Here is a 21,703-nt window from a genome sequence, read left to right on the forward strand (position 1 = left end):
GTCCGGAACAGCCCGGATGAGTCGGGCCGGTTCACCATCGCAGCTTTACGGACGGACGCGGAGTCGGATTTGGGCGCTGCGGTCTCTCTGTGCTTGCTCCAGCGACCGGCTTGGGGCTTGCTGTTCGGCATGTGGCGAAACCTTATTGCCTTTCTGTCGGTCTGTTTCGTCCTGGCTGCGGCCGGCGGCGCGCGTGCGGCTGGACCCTGTCACACCAATGCCGACGTCTGGGGCGGACAGGCCCTGGTCAACGCCGCCTCGGCTTACGCGATGGAATGGACCCCGTTCGGGGCGACCGAATGGGGGTGGCGGACCTATGTTCCCCTGATCCAGCGCGAACTGCACTCGACTTGCGGTCCGGGCACGCCGATCTTCGCCTCGCAACTAGCGGGCTTCCAGCAGACCCATGGCCTAGCGCCGACCGGCCTGTTCGATGCGTCGACCTTTCAGGTCCTGCGGGGGCTGTGGCAGGAGCGTCGACCGTTCGTCATGGCCCGCACCCGCCAGGAATGCCCCGACCCGCCGCCGATCAACCAATTGGGCTATCTGGTCGAATCCGAGGAACACGCTGACCGGCTGACGCGCCTGTTGCGACGCGACGTTCTGGACGCCTATCGCCGGATGGTCGCCGCCGCCCGCGCCGAGGTTCCCGAGGTCGCGGCCGATCCCGAACTGCTGCAAATTTTTTCCGGCTTCCGCGATCCAGAGGCGGACGCCGCGCGCTGCGCCCAGCAGGGCAATTGCGACGGCCTGCGCCGCGCCGTCTGTTCGCCGCATCGGACGGGGACGGCGGTCGATCTCTATGTCGGTCAGGCGCCGGGGCGTGGGGTCGATTCGACCGCGGCCGCCAGCCGCGAACATATGGCGCGGTCGGCGACCTATCGCTGGCTGGTCGCCAACGCCGGGCGGTTCGGGTTCGTACCCTATGTCTATGAGCCCTGGCATTGGGAGTATGTGCGACCGTGGGATCCATCATTCGCGCCTTGACCGAAGGGGAGGCCAGCCTGGCGCGTGAGGCGTTCGGTTCGGCGCTTCGTCTGGATCGAATCCGGTTGATCGCCTGGCCCTTCGGGCGCGCCTTCGTCGCCGGCCGCTGGTTCGGGCGCGACTGGATCGTCTGGCCCAGACGGGCGTTTCAGACGGACTTCGGCCAGGCGTCGCAGCAGATTCAAGGCGTGCTGGTGCACGAACTGACCCATGTCTGGCAGGCGCAGCAGGGGGGGAATCTGCTGTTCGCCAAGCTGAAGGCGGGCGACAGCGCCGCCGCCTACGCCTATTCAGCCGATCCGGACTGCCGCTGGGATTCGCTGAATATCGAGCAGCAGGCCATGGTGATGGAGCATCGTTTTCACGGCCTGCGCGGCGGCGAAACGCCCGGGACCCGCGCATTCTATGATGCGGTTTGTCCCTTCGTGCGGTGAAACCCGCCCGAGGGCTTGCAAGGGCAGGATGGACACGCCAAGTTAGCAACGGTCGTTGTTGCGAATGACGGCCTATCATTCAATGGAGCCTCCCCATGCCCAAGATTCTCGTCCTCTATCACTCCACCTACGGTCATATCGAAGCCATGGCCGAAGCCGTCGCCGAAGGCGCGCGCGAAGTCGAAGGCGCCGTCGTCGACATCAAGCGCGTGCCCGAACTGGTGCCGGACGAACTGGCCAAGGCGTCGGGCTACAAGCTGGATCAGGCGGCCCCCATCGCCAAGGTCGAGGATCTGGCGAACTATGACGCGATCATCATCGGCGCCGGCACCCGCTTCGGCACCGTCGCCTCGCAGATGCGCAACTTCCTCGATCAGACCGGCGGCCTGTGGTTCAACGGCGCCCTGGTGGGCAAGGTCGGCGGCGCCTTCACCTCGACCGCGACCCAGCACGGCGGCCAGGAAACCACCCTGATGGGCCTGGTTCAGACCCTGATGCATCACGGCCTGATCGTGGTCGGCCTGCCCTATGCCTTCCAGGGCCAGATGAATATGGACGAGATCGTCGGCGGCAGCCCCTATGGCGCCACCACCCTGACCAAGGGCGACGGCTCGCGCATGCCCAGCCAGATCGACCTGGACGGCGCCCGCTTCCAGGGCAAGCACATCGCCGAGATCGCCAAGAAGCAGTTCGGCTGATCCGATGCGCCAGCCCGCCGTTTTCTTTGGCCACGGCTCGCCCATGAACGCGCTTGGCGGTCCCTTCGGGGCCGCTTGGCGCGGGTTGGGTGAAGACATCGGCAAGCCCAAGGGGGTGGTGATGATCTCCGCCCATTGGGAGACGCGCGGGCTGGGCGTTACGGCGCAGGAACGGCCCGAAACCATCCATGATTTCGGGAATTTTCCGCCTGAGCTTCACGCGTTTCAGTATCCCGCCCCGGGCTCGCCCGAACTGGCGGCTCGGGTGGCGGAGCTGACGGGGGCAGTCCAGACGCAACAATGGGGCCTGGATCACGGGACCTGGTCGGTGCTGTGCCATGTGTGGCCGGACGCCGACGTGCCGGTGGTGCAGCTGTCTTTGAATCGCGAACTGACGGCGCGCCAGCATTATGAACTGGCCAAGGCCCTGCGGCCGCTGCGGGACGAGGGAATCGTCATCGCCGGCTCGGGCGACTTCGTCCACAATCTGCGGACCTGGAAGCGCCAGCCGGGGGCCGAGCCCTATAGCTGGGCGACAGGGTTCAACGAGGCGGTCAAACAGGCCTTTGTGGTCGGCGACCACGAAGCCCTGATCGACTGGGTCGGCCTGGCCGAGGACGCCCAGCTGAGCGTGCCGACTGACGAACACTACCTGCCGGTGCTCTATATCGCCGCCCAGCAGACGCCGGGCGAGCCGGTGTCCTTCTTCAACGACAGCATCGACGGCGGGTCGATTTCGATGACGGGGGTGCGGATCGGGTAGGGCGGTCAGGCCGCCTTTTCCGCCTCGACCATTTTCTGGATCGCGACATAGTCCGTCTTGCCGCTGCCCAGGACTGGAACCTCGGCGACCTTGACGATCTTCTTGGGCACGATCAGCTCGGGGGCGCCGTTCGTGCGGGCCCATTCGGCCAGGGGCGCGACCTCGGCCTCGGCGTGGTCAGTGACCAGGACCAGTTTTTCGCCCTTGCGGGTGTCGGGAATGGAGACGACGGCGTGGCGCTGGTCGGGCCAGACCGCGCCGGCGATGCCCTCGACCGCCGTCAGCGACACCATTTCGCCGCCGATCTTGGCGAAGCGTTTGGCGCGGCCCTTGATGGTGACATAGCCCTCGGCGTCCACATCGACGATATCGCCGGTGTCCAGCCAGCCGTCCTCGACCGGGGACCATTCCAGGGGCTCGGCCGAGGTGACGTAGCCGCTCATCACATTGGGGCCGCGCAGATACAGGCGGCCGCCGTCCGCGATGCCCTCCACTGGCTCCAGCTTCCAGTCGATGCCGGGCAGAATCTGGCCCACCGTGCCGGGGGCGTTGCGAGCCGGGTGATTGACGGCGACGACCGGCGAGGCTTCGGTCGCGCCATAGCCTTCCAGCAGTTCGACGCCGCCGAATTTTGAGTTGAACAGGTTGCGGGTTTCCTGGCGCACCTTTTCGGCGCCGGCGACTACAAACTTCAGGGTGGCGAAGTCGTCCGCCTCGGCGACGCGACCATACTGGTTCAGGAAGGTGTCGGTCGCGAACAGGATCGAGGCCTTCACCTGGGGCAGCAGGTCGGTGATCTGTTTGGCGTGCAGCGGCGACGGATACTGGAAGGCCTTCAAGCCTTGAAGCAGCGGCAGGATGACCCCGCCGGTCAGCCCAAAACAGTGGAAGGTGGGCAGGGGATTGAACATCACCCATTCCGGCAGCAGGTCGATATGGGCCGCGACCTGTCGGGCGTTGGCGACCAGGTTCCTCTGGCTCAGCACCACGCCCTTGGGCGTTCCGAAACTGCCCGAGGTGAACAGGACCACGCCGGGCGCGTCCGGGTCGGTCTTGACGCGGAACCGCTTGGGCGCAACGCCGGCGCTGAGGCCGTACAGCTTGTCGGCCAGGCCGATGGTCTTGCGCACGTCATCCAGCCAAACGACCTCGGCCACCGTCTTCAGCTCGACGATCAGGTCGTCCAGCTTGGCCTGATCGATGAAGCGTTTGGCGGTCAGGACCTTCTTGACGCCCGAGGCCTTGATCGCCGCCTTCAGATTTGTCTCGCCCGCGGTGAAGTTCAGCATGACCGGTACGCGGCCGTGGGCGTGCAGGCCGAAGAAGGTGACGACCACGCCCATGGACGAGGGCAGCAGGATGGCGACCCGCTCGCCCGGATCGGTCATGTTCGCGATCTTGCGGCCCAGGACGAAGGCGGCGCGGATCAGGCCGGTGTAGGTGAGGGGGTGGCGATCCTGGTCTTCCAGAATTTCCTTGTCCCCGAACCGGGCGCGCGCGTCGATCAGCGCGTCGATCAGCGTGGTGTCGTACAGCGAGGAATCCAGGGCCTGGCGCAAACGCGTCTCCTGCGGAGGGCGCGAGAGGCCCTCTCTGTTGTCGGGCGTCCGTCATTAATGACGCGACGGTGTCTTGAAAAGATAGGTTACGCGGCGTGAGTTCCCAAGCGCGCCATCATCTGTAACCGGCCGTGGCTTGCCATCGCGGCCCGGAAGGTCGAAATACCGGCCATGGTCACCCTGATCGACACCCTTCAGCGCAAGCCGTCGGAGCTGCGCCACCCCGAAAAACAGAACCGCCCGGAGTCGGTGGTTCTGAAAAAGCCCGACTGGCTGCGCGTCAAGGCGCCGGGCTCGGGGGAATACAACGCCACCAAGGACATCGTCCGCTCCAAGGGCCTGCACACGGTCTGCGAAGAGGCGGCCTGTCCGAACATCGGCGAGTGCTGGAGCCAGAAGCAGGCCACCCTGATGATCATGGGCGACACCTGCACGCGGGCCTGCGCCTTCTGCAACGTCAAGACGGGCCTGCCCCAGCCGCTGGACCCGGAGGAGCCGGGCAAGGTCGGGCTTGCGGTGTCGCAGATGGCCCTGAACCATGTGGTGATCACCTCGGTCGATCGCGACGACGTGGCGGACGGCGGCGCGGCCCATTTCGCCGAAGTGGTGCGCCAGATCCGCCTTCAGGCGCCGAAGACGACCATCGAGATCCTGACGCCCGACTTCCTGCGCAAGGACGGCGCCGCCGCGGTGATGATCGACGCCAAGCCCGACGTCTTCAACCACAACCTCGAGACCGTTCCGCGCCTGTATCTGAAAATCCGGCCGGGCGCTCGCTACTTCCATTCCCTGCGCCTGTTGCAGATGGTCAAGGAGCGCGACCCGGAACAGTTCACCAAGTCCGGGATCATGGTCGGCCTGGGCGAGACCAAGGAAGAGGTCATGCAGGTGATGGACGACATGCGGTCCGCCGGCGTCGACTTCATCACCATCGGCCAGTACCTGCAGCCGACGCGCAAACACGCCGCCATCGACCGGTTCGTCACGCCGGAAGAGTTCAAGGCCTATGAGGCGATCGCCCGGGCCAAGGGCTTCCTGATGGTGTCCTCGTCGCCGCTGACGCGCTCGTCGCACCACGCCGGCGACGACTTCGCCCGGCTGAAGGCCGCGCGTGAGGCGCAGCTGCGCCGCTAAGGTTCGAATGGCCGTCCACCGCGTAACGCGCATCCTTCCCTATGCGCCCGAACAGCTTGCCGATCTGGTCGCCGACGTGCGCGCCTATCCCGACTTCGTGCCCTGGGTCACGTCGATGCGGGTCTGGAACGAGCGGGCCGAAGGCGAGGGCGTCTCCGTGCTGGACGCCGAGGCCGGGGTGGGCTTCTCCTTCCTGAAGGAGCGGTTCTCCACCTGGGTCCGGCATGACCGGAACGCGCCCAAGGTCGAGGTCGGCCTGTTGCGCGGGCCGTTCAAACATCTGAAGAACCGGTGGGAGTTTTTCCCGCATCCCGACGGCGCGCGGCTGGAGTTCATGATCGACTTCGCCTTCAAGTCGCGGATGCTGGACCTGATGCTGTCGGCCAATTTCGACCGGGCGGTGGAAAAGCTGATCGGTTGTTTCGAGGGCGAGGCGAAGCGGAGGTACGGCGGCCGATGAGTTTCGATTTCGACGCGACCGTCGTGGGCGCCGGGGCCGTGGGCCTGGCCTGCGGGCGGGCGTTGTCGAAACGAGGGCTGACGGTGCTGGTGCTTGAGAAGGACGGCCACATCGGCCAGGGCGTATCGTCGCGCAATTCCGAGGTCATCCACGGCGGCCTCTATTATCCGTCCGGTTCGCTGAAGGCGCGCTTCTGCGTCGAGGGGCGGCGGGCGCTTTATGACTTCCTGGCCAGCCGCAAGATCGACCATCGGAAGTGCGGCAAGCTGGTCGTGGCCACGCAAGAGGCCGAGGTCCAGCGGATCGAGGCCATCTTCGAACAGGCGACGGCCAACGGGGTCGAGGGACTGGCGCATCTGACCGGCGCCCAGGCGCGGGCGCTGGAGCCCGAGCTGAATGCCCACGCCGCCATCCTGTCGCCCGAGAGCGGTCTGTTCGACAGCCACGGCTATATGCTGGCCCTGCAGGGCGAGATCGAGGACGCGGGCGGATCGGTCGTGGTGTCGGCCCCGTTCGAGGGCGCCGAATCGCTGCTGGGCGGCGGCTTCACGATCCGTGTGGGCGGGGAGGGGGCGATGGAGATCACCAGCCGCCTGCTGGTCACGGCGCCTGGCCTGTCGGCGCAGGCTGTCGCGGCGGCCGTCGAGGGCTATCCGGCTGGCGACATTCCCGCCGGCCATTTCGGCAAGGGCGTCTACTTCCGGCTGGTCGGCAAGGCGCCGTTCGACCGACTGATCTATCCGCCGCCGATTCCCGGCGCCCTGGGCACCCATTATCGCAAGGATCTGGGCGGCCAGGCGGTGTTCGGCCCCGACCTGGCCTATGTCGAGACCGAGGACTATTCGGTCGATCCGGCCAAGGCGGAGGTCTTCGCCGCCTATATTCGCCGCTTCTGGCCCGGCCTGCCCGACGGCGCCCTGACGCCCGACTACGCCGGGATCCGGCCGAAGCTGCATGGTCCGGGCGAACCGCAGCCGGACTTCCAACTGCACGGCGTCGAGCACCACGGGATCGAGGGGCTGATGGCCCTGTTCGGCATAGAAAGCCCCGGCCTGACCAGTTCGCTGGCGATAGGCGAGGCGGTGGCCAAGACCCTGACGAGCCCGTCGTGACCGAGCGCGAGAAGATGCTGGCGGGCCTGCCGTACAATCCGGGCGACCCGGACCTGCGCGACGGCCGCGCCCGCGCCGTGGGCCTGACCATCGCCATCAATACAGAGCCGGATCGCGACAAGCGCCGCGTCCTGGTCAATGAACTGGTGCGTGCCGCCGACGGCAGGGCGATCATCATGCCGGGCTTCTTCTGCGACTATGGCGTCAATATCCATTTCGGAGCGAACGCCTTCGTCAACGCCAACAGCGTCTTTCTGGACTGCGCCGAAATCCGAATCGGCGACAATTTTCAGGCCGGACCAGGGGTGCAGTTGTTGACGCCGGAACATCCGCTGGACGCCGTCGAGCGGCGAGGGCTGGAATCCGCTCGACCGATCACGATCGGCGACGATGTGTGGATCGGCGGCGGGGCGATCGTTCTGGCGGGCGTGACGATCGGCGATCGCGCCGTCGTCGGAGCAGGCAGCGTCGTGACCAGGGACGTGCCGCCCGACGTTGTCGTGGTCGGCAACCCGGCCAAGGTGGTCAAACACCTGACGCGGAACGCCGCGCAATGATCTCTCAACTCGTCACGCCGCGCCTGATTCTGCGACGGGCGAGGCCGGACGATGTCGATGATCTGCATCAGGTCTTTTCATCTCCGGAAGCGATGCGGTGGTGGTCGACCATGCCGCATGCGGCCAGGGAAAAGACGGCGGAGTGGCTGGAGAGCATGATCGCCGCCGCCCCGGAAACCAGCGACGATTTCGTCATTGAGGCGCAAGGCCGAGTCATCGGCAAGGCGGGGTTCTGGCGGCTGCCAGAGATCGGCTACATCCTGCATCCCGACTATTGGGGGCGAGGGCTGGCGAAGGAGGCGCTGACCGCCGTGATCGATCATGTCATGGTCACGCGGGATATCGATGCGATCACCGCCGACGTGGACCCCTCCAATGCGGCGTCCATTCGCCTGCTGGGGCGTTTGGGCTTCGAACAGACGGGGGCCGCCAGCCGGACCTGGCAGGTTGGGGGCGTCTGGATGGACAGTCTTTACTTCGGGCTGGACCGTGATCGCTGGAAGTCGCTCAAGACGCCTTGAAATCGTCGTGCGGTTCATGCATAAGCCGCGCCTCGCGTGGCGGCTCGGCGTTCTTCTCACGAAGGACCGGGGCCACCGCTATCGTTTTCGCGCTTGATCAGGCTTCGGCTCTGGGCGGCGCCCGACTTAGAAGATTGAGACGGACATGGCCGTTCCGAAGCGGAAAGTATCCCCCTCGCGTCGCAACATGCGCCGCGCCCACGACGCCCTGAGCTCGAACGTCTATGTCGAGGACAAGGACACCGGCGAGCTGAAGCGCCCGCACCACATCGACCTGAAGACCGGCACCTATCGCGGTCGCCAGGTCATCACGCCGAAGGAAGACTAGTCTTCCACGGCCCGGTTTCGACCGGACGAAGTTTATTACGGCGCGCGGTCACCCGCGCGCCGTTTTCGTGCGTTCTGTGCTGTGAAGCTTCTCAGAAGGACGCACGCCCATGATCCGTTTCGCCGCCGTCAGCGCACTTGCGCTGCTCACACTCGCCGCCTGTGAACGCCGTGACGACCCCGTGGCCCAGCCGCCTTCCGCTGCGGCTCCTGCGCCGGCCGAAGCGCCGCCGCCGCCGCCGGCCAATGCTTCGACCCTGACGGCCGATGGTCTGGGGGCGGCGCGAATCGGCATGACCCGCGCCGAGCTGGTCCAGGTCTGGGGCGAGGATTCCCAACCAAACGCCGTCGGCGGGGCCGATCCGGAGACCTGCGACGAGTTTCATCCGGTCGATGCGCCCAAGGATGTGCGCGTCATGATCCAGAACGGCGTGCTGACCCGTATCACCGCCGCGCGCGGCGCGACGATCAAGACCGACCGCGGGTTCGGCGTCGGCGACACGGGCATGGCGATCAAACAGGCCTATGGCGGCGCCGTTTTCGCCCAATCGCACAAGTATCAGTCGGCGCCGGCGGAGGACCTGTTCGTCTGGTCGCGCGGCGGATCGACGACCTATGTGACCGATCCGGCCGCGCGCGGGATCCGTTACGAGGTCGGCTCTGACGGCAAGGTGATGATGATCCACGCCGGCGATCCGTCCATTCAACTGGTCGAGGGCTGTTCCTGACGACCAAGGGCGACGCAGGCATTGGCGATTCGCGGGGAGACGTCTAAACCCCTCGGACCTGTTTTCCGCCTGAGCCAAAGAGCCGAGCCATGACCGACATCGCCGACATCGTCGCCCGCCAGATCCTCGACAGCCGGGGCAATCCGACGGTGGAAGTCGACGTGATCCTGGATGACGGCTCATTCGGTCGCGCCTCTGTGCCGTCGGGCGCTTCGACCGGCGCTCACGAAGCCGTCGAACTGCGCGACGGCGACAAGGATCTGTGGGGCGGCAAGGGCGTGCAGAAGGCGGTCGACGCCGTCAACGGCGAGATCTTCGACGCCCTGTCCGGCATGGACGCCGAGGATCAACGCCGTATCGACGAGGCGATGATCGACCTGGACGGCACGCCCAACAAGGCCCGTCTGGGCGCCAACGCCATCCTGGGCGTGTCCCTGGCCGCCGCCAAGGCCAGCGCCATTTCGGCCGGCCTGCCGCTGCACCGCTATGTTGGCGGCGTCTCGGCCCGCGTCCTGCCGACGCCGATGATGAACATCATTAACGGCGGCGCCCATGCCGACAATCCGATCGACATCCAGGAGTTCATGATCCTGCCGACCGGGGCTGAGACCTTCACCGACGCCCTGCGCATGGGCGCGGAAATCTTCCACGCCCTGAAGAAGCAGCTGAAGGACGCCGGCCATAACACCAACGTCGGCGACGAGGGCGGCTTCGCCCCGAACCTGGCCTCGGCCGAAGAAGCCCTGAGCTTCATCACCAAGGCGGGCCAGGCGGCCGGTTATCTGGCCGGCGAGGACTTCCACCTGGGTCTGGACGTCGCCTCGACCGAGTTCTTCAAGGACGGCAAATACGTCATGGCGGGCGAAGGCAAGACCGTCGACGCCGAGGGCATGGCCGCCTATCTGGTGGACCTGTGCGAGCGGTTCCCGATCGTCTCGATCGAGGACGCCATGGCCGAGGACGATTTCGACGGCTGGCGCCTGCTGACCGAGCGGCTCGGCGACCGGGTCCAGTTGGTCGGCGACGACCTGTTCGTGACCAACCCCGCGCGTCTGGCCGCCGGCATCGGCGAGGGCCTGGCCAACTCCATCCTGATCAAGGTCAACCAGATCGGCACCCTGTCCGAGACCCTGGACGCCGTCGATATGGCCCACCGCGCCGGCTATACCGCCGTAATGAGCCACCGTTCGGGCGAGACCGAGGATTCGACCATCGCCGACCTGGCCGTGGCCACCAACTGCGGGCAGATCAAGACCGGCTCGCTGGCCCGCTCGGACCGGGTGGCGAAATACAATCAGCTGCTGCGCCTGGAAGAGATGCTGGGCGACCAGGCCGTCTATTTCGGCGACGGCATGCTGCTGCGCTAAACCTGTGAATTGTCGGCGAAGAATCAGCGTTCTTCGTCGACGTCCTTACGGTCAAGCTACATTTTGTTAGGCATTTTCGGGCACGGTTCCTGAACTGTGTTTTTCGCGCTCAGAAGGAGCGTCGGTCGTGCCTGAACGGATGAAACCTTACCGCCTGTCCCTCGCCCTGTTGTTGCTGCTCGCCTATCTGGGCGTTCAGGCTCTGACGGGCGAACGGGGGCTGCTGAGCGGATCGTCGCGTGACGCCCTGATGGGGCGGCGTGAGAACCAGCTCGCCCATCTCACAGAACAGCGCCGCGACCTTGAGACGCGGGTGCGCTATCTCCGCACCGACAGCCTGTCGAAGGACTTGCTGGAGGAGCGCGCACGCGCCGTTCTCGGCTTTTCGGACCCACGCGACTATGTGATCCGCGTTCCGGCGCAACCCGTTCAGGGATGAAAACCTTCGCCGCTTGAACTATTGTTACAGTCGAGCCCGCACCCCTTTGCGTTCCGGGAAGGAAGGCTGCTAAAGCCCCCTTCCGTAACGATAAGAAGGCGTCGCTTCCCGACGCCTAGCCGGGAGATGCCGGATGGCGAAAGCCCCAGCCAAAGCCGCTCAGACCACTGCGCCTGACAAGCTTTCAAACACGCCTTCGGCGTCCAAGGAGGACCTCCTCCGCTTTTACCGCGAGATGGTTCTCATCCGCCGCTTCGAGGAGCGTGCGGGCCAACTGTACGGCATGGGTCTGATCGGGGGCTTCTGCCACCTGTATATCGGCCAGGAAGCCGTGGCCGTCGGCGTTCAGGAGAGCGTCAGACAGGGCCACGACAAGATCATCACGGGCTACCGCGATCACGGCCACATGCTGGCCGCCGGCATGGACCCCAAGGAAGTCATGGCCGAACTGACCGGCCGCATCGGCGGTTCGTCGCGCGGCAAGGGCGGTTCGATGCACATGTTCGACGTGCCGACCGGCTTCTACGGCGGTCACGGCATCGTCGGCGCCCAGGTGTCGCTGGGCACCGGCCTGGCCTTCGCCGGCAAGTACCGCGGCGATGATTCGGTGGCCTTCGTCTATTTCGGCGACGGCGCCTCGAACCAGGGGCAGGTCTACGAGAGCTTCAACATGGCCCAGCTGTGGAAGCTGCCGGCCATCTACATCATCGAGAACAACCAGTACGCCATGGGTACGAGCATCGAGCGCTCGTCGTCCACGACCCAGCTTAGCCAGCGCGGCGCCAGCTTCGGCATTCCGGGCGAGCAGGTGGACGGGATGGATGTTCTGGCCGTGCGTGATGCGGTCAAGAAGGCTGTCGAGCGCGCCCGCGCCGGCGAGGGGCCCTACATCCTCGAGGTCAAGACCTACCGTTATCGCGGTCACTCGATGTCCGATCCGGCCAAATACCGGACCAAGGAAGAGGTGGACGAGGTCAAGAAGACCCGCGACCCCATCGACCACATCAAGACCCTGCTGGCCGCCGCCAATGCGACGGAAGACGAGCTGAAGGCCATCGATAACGAGATCAAGGCCATCGTCGCCGAGGCCGTTCAATTCGCCCAAGAAAGCCCGGAACCCGATCCGTCCGAGCTCTATACCGACGTCTACGTGGAGGCCTGATCCGTGACCGACATCCTCATGCCGGCGCTGTCCCCCACGATGGAAGAGGGCACGCTGACCAAATGGCACATCAAGGCGGGCGACACCGTGTCGGCCGGCCAGGTGATCGCCGAGATCGAAACCGACAAGGCCACGATGGAAGTCGAGGCCGTGGATGAAGGCGAAGTGCTGGAAATCCTGGTCGCCGAGGGCTCCGAGAACGTGAAGGTCAATACGCCCATCGCGCGTCTGGCCGGCGAAGACGGCGCGGCTGCGCCCGCGCCGAAGGCCGAGTCCGACAAGGCCCAGGCCGATACGCCCAAGGCGACGGCCGAAGGCAAGACCGGCGATCCCGAGAAGGCGCCGACCCAGACCTCGACCCCCAAGGTCGAGCTGCGCGATCCGGAAATCCCGGCCGACGCCAAACTGGTCAAGACCACCATCCGCGACGCCCTGCGCGACGCCATGGCCGAAGAGATGCGCCGCGACGACAAGGTCTTCCTGATCGGCGAGGAAGTCGCCCAGTATCAGGGCGCCTACAAGGTCAGCCGCGAACTGCTGCAGGAGTTCGGCGACCAGCGCGTCGTCGACACCCCGATCACCGAGCACGGCTTCGCCGGCCTGGGCGTCGGCGCGGCCATGGCGGGCCTGAAGCCCATCGTCGAGTTCATGACGTTCAATTTCGCCATGCAGGCGATCGACCACATCATCAACTCGGCCGCCAAGACCCTGTACATGTCGGGCGGTCAGATCCGCGCGCCCATCGTCTTCCGCGGCCCGAACGGCGCCGCCTCGCGCGTCGGCGCCCAGCACAGCCAGGACTATTCGGCCTGGTACGCCCAGGTGCCGGGCCTGAAGGTCGTCGCGCCCTATGACGCGGCCGACGCCAAGGGCCTGCTGAAGGCTGCGATCCGCGATCCGAACCCCGTCGTCTTCCTCGAACACGAGATGATGTACGGCCTCGAGTTCGACGTGCCGGAGATCGAGGACTATGTCGTGCCGATCGGCAAGGCCAAGGTCCGTCGCGAAGGCAAGGACGTCACCATCACGGCGCACAGCCGCATGGTCGGCTTCGCCCTCCAGGCCGCCGAGAAACTGGCCGAGGAAGGCATCGAGTGCGAGGTCGTGGACCTGCGCACCCTGCGTCCGCTGGATCACGAGACCATCGTCGAGAGCGTCAAGAAGACCAGCCGTCTGGTCTCGGCCGAAGAGGGCTGGGGTCCGATGGGCGTCGGCGCCGAGGTCGTGGCGCGGGTGATCGAACACGCCTTCGACTATCTGGATGCGCCGCCGCTGCGGGTGCACCAGGAAGACGTGCCGCTGCCTTACGCCGCCAATCTGGAAGCCCTGTCGCTGCCGGGCGTGGACAAGATCATCGCGGCCGTGAAGCAGGTGATGGCATGACTGATATCCTGATGCCCGCCCTGTCTCCGACCATGGAAGAGGGCGTCCTGGCCAAGTGGCACGTCAAGGTGGGCGATGTCGTCTCCGCCGGCGACGTGATCGCCGAGATCGAAACCGACAAGGCCACGATGGAAGTCGAGGCCGTGGATGAGGGCGAGATCACCGACATCCTGGTCGCCGAAGGTACCGAAGGCGTGAAGGTCAACACCCCGATCGCCCGTCTGAAGGACGAGGGCGGGGCCGCTGCGCCCCAGAAATCTGAAAAACCGGCCGCCAAGGCTGAGGAGACCCCGAAGGCCGCACCCGCCGCCGTCGAGGCGCCCAAGGCGTCCGCACCGGTCGCGCCGGCTCCGGCCGCCCCGAAGTCGGACAATGGCGACCGCATCTTCTCGTCGCCTCTGGCGCGTCGCATCGCCGCCCAGAACGGCGTCGATCTGAAGTCGATCAAGGGCACCGGCCCGCACGGCCGGATCGTCAAGCGCGACGTCGAAGCCGCCGGCAAGGGCGCGGCCCAACCCGCCGCCGCGACGACCGCCGCGGCCGCGATTTCGGGCATTGCGCCGCGTCAGGTGCAGTCGCTGGCCCAGATGGGAATACCGGACGGCAGCTACGACCTGATCCCGCTGGACGGGATGAAGAAGGCCGTGGCGCGTCGCATGGTCGACAGCATCCAGAACGTGCCGCACTTCCCACTGTTCATCGACTGCGAGATCGACCAGCTGATGGCGGTTCGCGCCAAGGTGAACAAGATGCTGGAGCCGCAGGGGATCAAGGTCTCGGTCAACGACTTCATCATCAAGGCTGCGGCCCTGGCGCTGAAGATGGTGCCGGAGGCGAACGCCTCCTACACCCCCGAAGGCATCGCCATGCACCACAACGCCGACGTCTCGATGGCGGTGGCGATCGACGGCGGCCTGATCACCCCGATCATTCGCAAGGCCGAGACCAAGGGCCTGGCGCAGATCGCGACCGAGTCCAAGGACCTGGCCAAGCGCGCCCGCGAACGCAAGCTGAAGCCCGAAGAGTTCCAGGGCGGCACCTTCTCGGTGTCCAACCTGGGCATGTTCGGCATCAAGCAGTTCACCTCGATCATCAATGAGCCCCAGGGCTGTATCATGAGCGTGGGCGCGGGCGAGCAGCGCGCGGTCGTCAAGAACGGACAGATCGTGCCGGCCACGGTCATGACCGTGACCCTGACCTGCGATCACCGCGTTGTGGACGGCGCGACCGGCGCCCGTTTCCTGCAGGCGTTCAAGCCGCTGATCGAAGATCCCGTCGCGATGCTGGCGTAAGGGGAGGGTGAGGTCATGACCTCGGTCTATGACTTCTCCGCCCGCGCCATCGACGGCACGGAGGTTTCGCTGGACCGTTTTCGCGGTCAGGCGCTGCTGATCGTCAATACGGCGTCCAAGTGCGGCTTCACCGGCCAGTATGACGGGCTGGAAAAGCTGCACCGGACGTTCGCTGACCGGCCGTTCGAGGTGCTGGGCTTTCCCTGCAACCAGTTCGGGGAGCAGGAGCCGGGGCGGGCGGCGGAGATCGCCGCCTTCTGCGCCACCAGTTTCGACGTGACCTTCCCCCTGTTCGACAAGGTGGAGGTCAATGGGCCGAACCGGCATCCGCTGTACGCTTGGCTGACGCAGCAGAAGCGCGGCTTCCTCGGCTCGCAATCCATCAAGTGGAACTTCACCAAGTTCCTGACCGACCGCGAGGGCAGGGTGGTCGCCCGCTACGCCCCGCAAACAGAACCCGAGGCCATCAAGGCCGACATCGAGAAGTTGATCTGATCATGGCTGCTGAATTCGATCTCGTCGTCATCGGCTCGGGCCCCGGCGGTTACGTCGCGGCTATCCGCGCCAGCCAACTGGGCCAGAAGGTCGCCATCGTCGAGCGCGAGAACCTGGGCGGGATCTGCCTGAACTGGGGCTGTATCCCGACCAAGGCCCTGCTGAAGTCGGGCGAGAAGTTCGAGAGCCTGAGCCATCTGAAGGACTACGGCCTGTCGGCCTCCGGCGCGTCGTTCGACTTCGACGCCATCATCCAGCGCTCGCGCGGCGTCGCGGCGACGATGAACAAGGGCGTCGCCTTCCTGATGAAGAAGAACAAGATCGAGGTCATCGAAGGCACGGCCAAGCTGGAGAAGGGCGCTGCGGCGCCCAAGGTCGTGATTGCGCTGAAGGCCGGCGGTTCGCGCACGGTCGAGGCCAAGGCGGTCATGCTGGCCGTCGGCGCGCGGGCGCGCGCCCTGCCGCAGATCGGTCTGGAGGCTGACGGCGACAAGATCTGGGCCTATCGCGACGCCCTGGCGCCAAAGAAGCTGCCCAAGTCCTTCGTGGTCATCGGCTCGGGCGCCATCGGCATCGAGTTCGCCAGCTTCTATCGCGCCCTGGGCGCCGAGGTGACGGTCGTCGAGGCGGTCGAGCGCATCATGCCGGTCGAGGACGAGGAGGTCTCCAAGGCCGCCCAGAAGTCGTTCGAGAAGCGCGGCATCAAGTTCAAGCTGGGCGCCAAGGTGACCAAGGTCTCCAAGACCGGCGCGGGCGTGAAGGTGGACATCGAGGCCGGCGGCAAGGCCGAGTCGCTCGAGGCCGAGGTCTGCATCTCGGCCGTGGGCATCACCGCCAACACCGACGGCATCGGCCTGGAGGCGCTGGGCGTCGAACTGGACCGCGGCCACATCAAGACCGACAGCCACTGCCAGACCAACGTCAAGGGCCTGTTCGCCATCGGCGACTGCGCCGGCGCGCCCTGGCTGGCGCACAAGGCGTCGCATGAAGGCATCCACGCCGCCGAATTCATCGCCGGCTACAAGACCCCGAACGTCCATTCGCCCATCGCCGGCTGCACCTACGCCCAGCCGCAGGTCGCCTCGGTCGGCGTCACCGAACAGGCCGCCCGCACCGAGAAGCGCGAGGTCAAGATCGGTCGCTTCCCGTTCCGCGTGAACGGCAAGGCCGTGGCCGCCGGCGAGATCGACGGCTTCGTCAAGGTGATCTTCGACGCCAAGACCGGCGCCCTGATCGGCGCCCATATGATCGGCCACGAAGTGACCGAGATGATCCAGGGCTATGTCACCGCCATCACCATGGAGGCGACGGAAGAAGACATTCACGGCATCGTCTATCCGCACCCGACCATGTCGGAAGCCATGCACGAGGCGGCGCTGGACGCCTACGGGCGGGTGCTGCACATCTGATGGACGTAAGTCTGCCCTTAAACTGAATGACACAGTCGACGAACGTCGATTTTTAGTTTCAACGTTGAGAGATGTGGCCAAACCCGTATCTCTCACGACTTAAACAGCGATTGCTTCACCGTTTTCTGCCGTCTGTGGTGGATTGGCTTACATGGCTAGCAACTTTTGAGGCGCGACGGCGGCTAAAGAAGATGCCGCGAATTCGGCTTCTGGTCGATAATTCTGTCTTGGCGCATGCTGTAACTCACGAGACGGCTACCATATCCACAGGGGTGGAGCTCTGGGGCGGCGTTGTTCCGTTCGATACCGGGTATTCAGCTCGTATTCCGGTCCATCTGGTAGATGATGCAACGGAAACCTATAAAAATATCTGTTTTATTCCCGGTATCGCTTATCTGGCCCGTAAAGGGTTGATCGACTTGTGTCAGTCAGCAGAGCTGCGGGCGGAGACATACTATCAGCCTGTAGGACGATTTAAAGGGTATGGATATTTAGACTACAGTTTGTTGAGCGGTGTTCATATGGACAGCGTTGATGGTACTGTGTTTCCGACGCTTGGGCCTCGATGGATGGGATTGCCTTCGGCAAAGGAGCAGCAGGGACGTCGGATCAGCGGATACGGTGATCCGTTGCATGTCTCTTTGGTAGCAGAACTTGGCTCTAAACACTCACAAGACGCTTGGCATTTATGCACCGCAGAAAACAAGAATCTCTACGCGTTCCTAACTACTGATTTTAAGTTTAGAAGGCAGGTAAGGGCGCGGAGCCGCCGTGAGCCGTTGATCTCCATGAATGCTCGTGTTTTAACCCCAAAGGAATTTGGTGAAGAACTAAGCATTGCTCCACTTCCTCCTATTTTTTTCAGCTATCACAACGCATCCTTTTTTGTGAGGACCGATGTGACGATGCCAAATGGCAGAAGGCGGCCTGTTACAGCTTATCGGTCAAGGGAATAGCAGGCGTCAGCGCTTCTTGCCCAGCTCCGCTGCGATGTCCTTGGTCATGCGGCCGACCTTGCGGTGGGCGGCGGTGATCTGGTCCTTGGTTACGCCCCAGCGCTTCATCCAGTATTCGACCGACTGGCGCTCGGTCAGGTCGATGCGCTCCTTGTCGATGAAGCCGCGCTTGTCCTTGAGGCCCGCCATGGTCGGCTCCTGTTGAGGTGTTGACCGTTTCTGATCGTTCCGGCCTTCTTAGACCTGTCCGCCCCGGCGAAACAGGCGGTTCAGGCGTCGGGTAAGACGCCCGTTTTGAAGAAGGCGTCCAGGCGGGCTTCCCACGGGGCGGTGTCCAGGCCCTGGGCGGCGATCCAGGCGTCGTCGAAATAGGTGGAGGCGTAGCGGTCGCCGTGGTCGCACAGGATGGACACGATCGAGCCGCACTCGCCCGCGCGCGCCATTTCCTGAACCAACTGAACACAGGCCCACAGGTTGGTGCCGGTCGATCCGCCGCAGGGGCGGCCGAGACGCCGGCTCAGCACGCGCGTGGCGGCGATGGAGGCGACGTCGGGCACGACGATCATCCGATCCACCAAGCTGGGGATGAAGGAGGGTTCAACCCGCGCCCGGCCGATGCCCTCGATCAGGGACGGACGGTCGAGGCTGGTCTGGACCGTCGCATCGGCCCAGTGACGGTGAAAGACGGAGGCTTCCGGATCGGCCACGCAGATCCGGGTGTCGTGGCGGTTGAAGCGGGCGAACCGGCCGATGGTCGCCGAGGTGCCGCCGGTGCCCGCGCCGCACACGATCCAGCGCGGGACGGGGCAGGGCTCGCGTCGCATCTGGGCGAAGATGGACTCGGCGATATTGTTGTTGCCGCGCCAGTCCGTCGCCCGTTCCGCATAGGTGAACTGGTCCATGTAGTGGCCGCCCAGTTCGTCGGCGAGCCGCTGGCTTTCCGAATAGGCCTGGCCCGGAACGTCCACGAAATGGCAGCGGCCGCCATAGAATTCGATGGCGGCGATCTTCTCCTGAGCGGTGGAGCGCGGCACCACGGCGATGAAGGGCAGGTTCAGCATCCGGGCGAAATAGGCTTCGGACACGGCTGTCGAACCGCTGGACGCCTCGACAATGGTCATGCCCTCGCCGATCCAGCCGTTGCTGAGGGAATAGAGGAACAGCGACCGCGCCAGACGGTGCTTCAGGCTGCCGGTCGGGTGGCTGGATTCGTCCTTCAGATACAGGGCGATGTCCGACAGGGCCGGCATGTCCACCGGGATCAGATGGGTGTCGGCCGAGCGGTTGTAGTCCGCCTCGATCCGCCGCATGGCCCAGCTCAGCCAGGCGCGATCGACGGTAGGGCGGGCAGGGGCGGACATGGCGGACTCGGTCGTAGACGGGAAGGCGATGGCTTAGGCCAAAGCTTGGCCGGCGGCAAAGGCGGATGACGCCCGCCCCTTTTAGCCCGCCTTCTCCACGAAACTGTCGATCACCCGTTTCTCGCCGGCCTTTTCGAAATCGACCAGCAGTTTATTGCCCTCGATGACGCGGACGTGGCCGTAGCCGAACTTCTGGTGGAAGACGCGTTCGCCCTTTTTCCAGCCGGAGCCGGACTTGGGATCGGCGGTGGCGATCAGGCGGCCGTCGCCCTCGATCACGGCCTTGCGGGCGGGGATCTTGTTCGGCGTCTGGGCGGCGGTGAAGCTTTGGGCGCGTTTCCAGCCGGGCGAGGAATAGCCGCTGCCGAAGCTGGGTGCGTCGTCCCAGCGGCTCTTGGCCTCCTTCATCCCGGCGGAGGCGCCGTAGTAGCCGGTGTCGGACTGGGGATCGACGTGGGCGATCGGCAGTTCGTCAACGAAGCGGCTGGGCAGTTGCGAGGTCCAACGGCCATAGACCAGACGATTGGCGGCGAAGGATATGCGGGCGTCCTGTTTGGCGCGGGTGACGCCGACATAGGCCAGGCGGCGTTCCTCCTCGAGGCCCTTCTCGCCTTTTTCATCGATGCTGCGCTGGCTGGGGAAGACGCCTTCCTCCCAGCCCGGCAGGAAGACCAAGGGGAACTCCAGCCCCTTGGCGCCGTGAAGGGTCATGATCTGGACCGCGCCGTCGCCGTTCGGATCGTCGCTGGTCGCGCGCTCCAGATCCATGACCAGGGAGACGTGTTCCAGATAGGCCTGCAGCGTCTCGAACTGCTGCATCGACTGGGTCAGTTCCTTCAGGTTGTCCAACCGGGTCTGACCGCTGGTCCGGTCGGCCTTCTGCATATCGGTGTAGCCGCTCTCCTCCAGCACCGTTTCCATGACCTCCCAATGGGGCGTGGTCTCGGACAGGGCGCGCCAGCGGTCGAGGTCGCGCACGAAGTTGGACAGGGCGGTGCGGGTGCGGGCCTGAAGCTCGTCGGTGTTGATCAGGCCGCGCACCGCCGTCAGGGCCGACAGGTCGTGTTGGCGGGCCAGTTGTAGGATCTTCTGTACGCTGGTGTCGCCGATGCCGCGCTTGGGCACATTGACGATCCGCTCGAAGGCCAGATCGTCGTCCTCGGACTGGATCAGCCGCATATAGGCGTGGGCGTCGCGGATCTCGGCCCGTTCGAAGAAGCGCGGGCCGCCGATGACGGCATAGGGGATGGCCAGCATGACCAGCCGTTCCTCGAAAGCCCGCATCTGGAACGAGGCGCGGACCAGGATGGCCATGTCCTTGTATTTCAGCCCCGGTTCGCCGGCATGGGGACGACGCGCAGTCTCGATCTCGTCGGCGATCAGCCGGGCCTCGGCCTCGCCGTCCCAGACGCCGCGCACCCGCACCTTGTCGCCGCTGTCGTCCTCGGTCCACAGGGTCTTGCCCAGCCGGTCGCGGTTGGCGGCGATCAGGCCCGAGGCGGCGCCCAGGATATGGCTGGTCGAGCGATAGTTGCGCTCCAGCTTGACGATCTTGGCGCCGGGGAAGTCGCGCTCGAAGCGCAGGATGTTGTCCACCTCGGCCCCGCGCCAGCCGTAGATCGACTGGTCGTCGTCGCCGACACAGCAGACATTGCCGGTCGAGGCCGTCAGCAGCCGCAGCCACAGATACTGGGCGACGTTGGTGTCCTGATATTCGTCCACCAGAATGTAGCGAAACCGGCGACGATATTCGTCCGCCAGGTCCGCATGTTTGGACAGGATGGTGATGTTGTGCAGCAGCAGGTCGCCGAAGTCGCAGGCGTTCAGGCTGCGCAGGCGGGCCTGATAGGCGGCGTACAGGCCCTGGCCCTTGCCGTTGGCGAAATCCTCGCCGGGGGGCAATTTCTCAGGCGTCCAGCCGCGGTTCTTCCAGTGGTCGATCAGGCCGGACAGCGACTTGGGCGTCCAGCGCTTGGTGTCGATATTGGCGGCTTCCAGCAGCTGTTTCAGCACCCGTTCCTGGTCGTCGGTGTCCAGGATGGTGAAGCTGGACTTCAGCCCGACCAGTTCGGCGTGACGGCGCAGGATCTGGGCGGCGATGGAGTGGAAGGTGCCCAGCCAGCGCAGGCCCTCGGCCGAGGGACCGATCAGATGGGTGATCCGCTCGCGCATCTCGCGGGCGGCCTTGTTGGTGAAGGTGACGACCAGCAACTCCCACGGCCTGGCCCGGCCGGTCGCCAGGATGTGCGCCAGCCGCGTGGTCAGCACCCGCGTCTTGCCGGTGCCGGCGCCGGCCAGAACCAGGACCGGCCCCTCGGTCGCTTCCACCGCCTCGCGTTGTTCCGGATTCAGCCCTTCGAGATAGTCGCGCGGTCCCGCCCCGTCGGGCGCTCGTGCGCGGGCCAGGTCGGAGATGCGGGGGGCGGGAAGATCGGTCACAGGCTTTGAGACATCCGGCAGGCAGAATCAAAACCGGAACATAAGGGGACCGGAGGGCGATGTCAGGGCCGTCGCCCAAATGAAACCTTGGAACTGGCTTCGGCGCAGGCCGGTTCCTTG

General features: G+C 65.3%; 23 protein-coding genes. 19 read left to right on the top strand and 4 right to left on the bottom strand.

Annotation, left to right across the window (positions count from 1 at the left end):
- Window positions 1-117 precede the first annotated feature (117 nt).
- The 4 genes from ER13_RS02095 to ygiD all read left to right on the top strand — a co-directional run bounded on the left by ER13_RS02095 (window position 118) and on the right by ygiD (window position 2,882).
- Window positions 118-987: a D-alanyl-D-alanine carboxypeptidase family protein gene (locus ER13_RS02095; protein ID WP_197019700.1), complete on the top strand. Its 870-nt coding sequence runs from the start codon at window positions 118-120 to the stop codon at window positions 985-987.
- On the top strand, window positions 963-1,421 hold the full coding sequence (locus ER13_RS02100; RefSeq protein ID WP_035305959.1) for a hypothetical protein: 459 nt from the start codon (window positions 963-965) through the stop codon (window positions 1,419-1,421). The genes ER13_RS02095 and ER13_RS02100 overlap by 25 nt, the downstream gene beginning before the upstream one ends.
- Window positions 1,422-1,516: 95 nt before the next feature.
- Window positions 1,517-2,119, top strand: a complete 603-nt coding sequence (gene wrbA / locus ER13_RS02105) for an NAD(P)H:quinone oxidoreductase (protein ID WP_008258668.1) — start codon at window positions 1,517-1,519, stop codon at window positions 2,117-2,119.
- Between the two features lie 4 nt (window positions 2,120-2,123).
- A complete protein-coding gene (gene ygiD, locus ER13_RS02110; RefSeq protein WP_081836088.1) occupies window positions 2,124-2,882 on the top strand; it encodes a 4,5-DOPA dioxygenase extradiol in 759 nt (252 codons plus the stop codon).
- 5 nt (window positions 2,883-2,887) lie between these two features.
- Here ygiD and ER13_RS02115 read toward each other — a convergent pair whose 3' ends face one another.
- The gene (locus tag ER13_RS02115; RefSeq protein ID WP_052004744.1) at window positions 2,888-4,441 is read right to left on the bottom strand and encodes an AMP-binding protein; all 1,554 of its coding nucleotides are present in this window, start codon (window positions 4,439-4,441) and stop codon (window positions 2,888-2,890) included.
- A 171-nt stretch (window positions 4,442-4,612) separates the two neighbouring features.
- Between ER13_RS02115 and lipA the strand changes: the two genes are divergently transcribed.
- The 15 genes from lipA (at window position 4,613) to ER13_RS18225 (ending at window position 17,783) form a co-directional block, all read left to right on the top strand.
- Window positions 4,613-5,575 (top strand): lipoyl synthase, encoded by a 963-nt coding sequence (gene lipA, locus ER13_RS02120; RefSeq protein WP_008262283.1) that lies wholly within the window; start codon window positions 4,613-4,615, stop codon window positions 5,573-5,575.
- A 7-nt stretch (window positions 5,576-5,582) separates the two neighbouring features.
- Complete coding sequence (locus ER13_RS02125) at window positions 5,583-6,035, top strand: type II toxin-antitoxin system RatA family toxin (RefSeq protein WP_008260691.1); 453 nt, start codon at window positions 5,583-5,585, stop codon at window positions 6,033-6,035.
- The gene (locus tag ER13_RS02130; RefSeq protein WP_035305962.1) at window positions 6,032-7,147 is read left to right on the top strand and encodes an NAD(P)/FAD-dependent oxidoreductase; all 1,116 of its coding nucleotides are present in this window, start codon (window positions 6,032-6,034) and stop codon (window positions 7,145-7,147) included. Before ER13_RS02125 ends, ER13_RS02130 begins: the two co-directional genes overlap by 4 nt.
- A complete protein-coding gene (locus ER13_RS02135; protein WP_304412771.1) occupies window positions 7,144-7,704 on the top strand; it encodes a sugar O-acetyltransferase in 561 nt (186 codons plus the stop codon). Before ER13_RS02130 ends, ER13_RS02135 begins: the two co-directional genes overlap by 4 nt.
- The gene (locus tag ER13_RS02140; RefSeq protein WP_035305964.1) at window positions 7,701-8,225 is read left to right on the top strand and encodes a GNAT family N-acetyltransferase; all 525 of its coding nucleotides are present in this window, start codon (window positions 7,701-7,703) and stop codon (window positions 8,223-8,225) included. The genes ER13_RS02135 and ER13_RS02140 overlap by 4 nt, the downstream gene beginning before the upstream one ends.
- A gap of 145 nt (window positions 8,226-8,370) precedes the next feature.
- Window positions 8,371-8,553: a 50S ribosomal protein L32 gene (rpmF, locus tag ER13_RS02145; RefSeq protein ID WP_035305966.1), complete on the top strand. Its 183-nt coding sequence runs from the start codon at window positions 8,371-8,373 to the stop codon at window positions 8,551-8,553.
- A gap of 109 nt (window positions 8,554-8,662) precedes the next feature.
- On the top strand, window positions 8,663-9,280 hold the full coding sequence (locus ER13_RS02150) for a hypothetical protein (protein ID WP_035305967.1): 618 nt from the start codon (window positions 8,663-8,665) through the stop codon (window positions 9,278-9,280).
- Between the two features lie 89 nt (window positions 9,281-9,369).
- Window positions 9,370-10,647: a phosphopyruvate hydratase gene (eno, locus tag ER13_RS02155; protein ID WP_035305968.1), complete on the top strand. Its 1,278-nt coding sequence runs from the start codon at window positions 9,370-9,372 to the stop codon at window positions 10,645-10,647.
- Between the two features lie 139 nt (window positions 10,648-10,786).
- A complete protein-coding gene (locus ER13_RS02160) occupies window positions 10,787-11,086 on the top strand; it encodes a septum formation initiator family protein (protein ID WP_035305970.1) in 300 nt (99 codons plus the stop codon).
- 133 nt (window positions 11,087-11,219) lie between these two features.
- The gene (gene pdhA, locus ER13_RS02165) at window positions 11,220-12,248 is read left to right on the top strand and encodes a pyruvate dehydrogenase (acetyl-transferring) E1 component subunit alpha (protein WP_008260859.1); all 1,029 of its coding nucleotides are present in this window, start codon (window positions 11,220-11,222) and stop codon (window positions 12,246-12,248) included.
- A 3-nt stretch (window positions 12,249-12,251) separates the two neighbouring features.
- Window positions 12,252-13,631 (top strand): pyruvate dehydrogenase complex E1 component subunit beta, encoded by a 1,380-nt coding sequence (locus ER13_RS02170; protein WP_035305975.1) that lies wholly within the window; start codon window positions 12,252-12,254, stop codon window positions 13,629-13,631.
- The gene (locus tag ER13_RS02175; protein WP_035305978.1) at window positions 13,628-14,923 is read left to right on the top strand and encodes a pyruvate dehydrogenase complex dihydrolipoamide acetyltransferase; all 1,296 of its coding nucleotides are present in this window, start codon (window positions 13,628-13,630) and stop codon (window positions 14,921-14,923) included. Before ER13_RS02170 ends, ER13_RS02175 begins: the two co-directional genes overlap by 4 nt.
- Window positions 14,924-14,938: 15 nt before the next feature.
- A complete protein-coding gene (locus ER13_RS02180) occupies window positions 14,939-15,418 on the top strand; it encodes a glutathione peroxidase (protein ID WP_008258900.1) in 480 nt (159 codons plus the stop codon).
- A 2-nt stretch (window positions 15,419-15,420) separates the two neighbouring features.
- Complete coding sequence (gene lpdA, locus ER13_RS02185) at window positions 15,421-16,827, top strand: dihydrolipoyl dehydrogenase (protein WP_035305980.1); 1,407 nt, start codon at window positions 15,421-15,423, stop codon at window positions 16,825-16,827.
- 191 nt (window positions 16,828-17,018) lie between these two features.
- Window positions 17,019-17,783 (top strand): hypothetical protein, encoded by a 765-nt coding sequence (locus ER13_RS18225; RefSeq protein WP_155988056.1) that lies wholly within the window; start codon window positions 17,019-17,021, stop codon window positions 17,781-17,783.
- A 6-nt stretch (window positions 17,784-17,789) separates the two neighbouring features.
- Here ER13_RS18225 and ER13_RS02190 read toward each other — a convergent pair whose 3' ends face one another.
- From ER13_RS02190 to ER13_RS02200, 3 genes are all read right to left on the bottom strand, one after another.
- Window positions 17,790-17,972: a DUF3606 domain-containing protein gene (locus ER13_RS02190; protein WP_035305982.1), complete on the bottom strand. Its 183-nt coding sequence runs from the start codon at window positions 17,970-17,972 to the stop codon at window positions 17,790-17,792.
- An 80-nt stretch (window positions 17,973-18,052) separates the two neighbouring features.
- Complete coding sequence (locus ER13_RS02195) at window positions 18,053-19,144, bottom strand: PLP-dependent cysteine synthase family protein (protein ID WP_035305984.1); 1,092 nt, start codon at window positions 19,142-19,144, stop codon at window positions 18,053-18,055.
- Between the two features lie 81 nt (window positions 19,145-19,225).
- Window positions 19,226-21,604, bottom strand: a complete 2,379-nt coding sequence (locus tag ER13_RS02200) for an ATP-dependent helicase (protein WP_197019701.1) — start codon at window positions 21,602-21,604, stop codon at window positions 19,226-19,228.
- Window positions 21,605-21,703 lie beyond the last annotated feature (99 nt).

It is taken from the genome of Brevundimonas sp. EAKA (assembly GCF_000698025.1).
In the GTDB taxonomy this organism is placed as follows: domain Bacteria; phylum Pseudomonadota; class Alphaproteobacteria; order Caulobacterales; family Caulobacteraceae; genus Brevundimonas; species Brevundimonas mediterranea_A.

What these genes read in the sequence shown, in the direction of transcription:
- wrbA (WP_008258668.1), top strand. Translation starts at nt 1,517, where the DNA reads ATGCCCAAGATTCTCGTCCTCTATCACTCCACCTACGGTCATATCGAA.
- ygiD (WP_081836088.1), top strand. Translation starts at nt 2,124, where the DNA reads ATGCGCCAGCCCGCCGTTTTCTTTGGCCACGGCTCGCCCATGAACGCG.
- lipA (WP_008262283.1), top strand. Translation starts at nt 4,613, where the DNA reads ATGGTCACCCTGATCGACACCCTTCAGCGCAAGCCGTCGGAGCTGCGC.
- ER13_RS02125 (WP_008260691.1), top strand. Translation starts at nt 5,583, where the DNA reads ATGGCCGTCCACCGCGTAACGCGCATCCTTCCCTATGCGCCCGAACAG.
- ER13_RS02130 (WP_035305962.1), top strand. Translation starts at nt 6,032, where the DNA reads ATGAGTTTCGATTTCGACGCGACCGTCGTGGGCGCCGGGGCCGTGGGC.
- ER13_RS02140 (WP_035305964.1), top strand. Translation starts at nt 7,701, where the DNA reads ATGATCTCTCAACTCGTCACGCCGCGCCTGATTCTGCGACGGGCGAGG.
- rpmF (WP_035305966.1), top strand. Translation starts at nt 8,371, where the DNA reads ATGGCCGTTCCGAAGCGGAAAGTATCCCCCTCGCGTCGCAACATGCGC.
- ER13_RS02150 (WP_035305967.1), top strand. Translation starts at nt 8,663, where the DNA reads ATGATCCGTTTCGCCGCCGTCAGCGCACTTGCGCTGCTCACACTCGCC.
- eno (WP_035305968.1), top strand. Translation starts at nt 9,370, where the DNA reads ATGACCGACATCGCCGACATCGTCGCCCGCCAGATCCTCGACAGCCGG.
- ER13_RS02160 (WP_035305970.1), top strand. Translation starts at nt 10,787, where the DNA reads ATGAAACCTTACCGCCTGTCCCTCGCCCTGTTGTTGCTGCTCGCCTAT.
- pdhA (WP_008260859.1), top strand. Translation starts at nt 11,220, where the DNA reads ATGGCGAAAGCCCCAGCCAAAGCCGCTCAGACCACTGCGCCTGACAAG.
- ER13_RS02175 (WP_035305978.1), top strand. Translation starts at nt 13,628, where the DNA reads ATGACTGATATCCTGATGCCCGCCCTGTCTCCGACCATGGAAGAGGGC.
- ER13_RS02180 (WP_008258900.1), top strand. Translation starts at nt 14,939, where the DNA reads ATGACCTCGGTCTATGACTTCTCCGCCCGCGCCATCGACGGCACGGAG.
- lpdA (WP_035305980.1), top strand. Translation starts at nt 15,421, where the DNA reads ATGGCTGCTGAATTCGATCTCGTCGTCATCGGCTCGGGCCCCGGCGGT.
- ER13_RS18225 (WP_155988056.1), top strand. Translation starts at nt 17,019, where the DNA reads ATGCCGCGAATTCGGCTTCTGGTCGATAATTCTGTCTTGGCGCATGCT.
- ER13_RS02190 (WP_035305982.1), bottom strand. Translation starts at nt 17,972, where the DNA reads ATGGCGGGCCTCAAGGACAAGCGCGGCTTCATCGACAAGGAGCGCATC.
- ER13_RS02195 (WP_035305984.1), bottom strand. Translation starts at nt 19,144, where the DNA reads ATGTCCGCCCCTGCCCGCCCTACCGTCGATCGCGCCTGGCTGAGCTGG.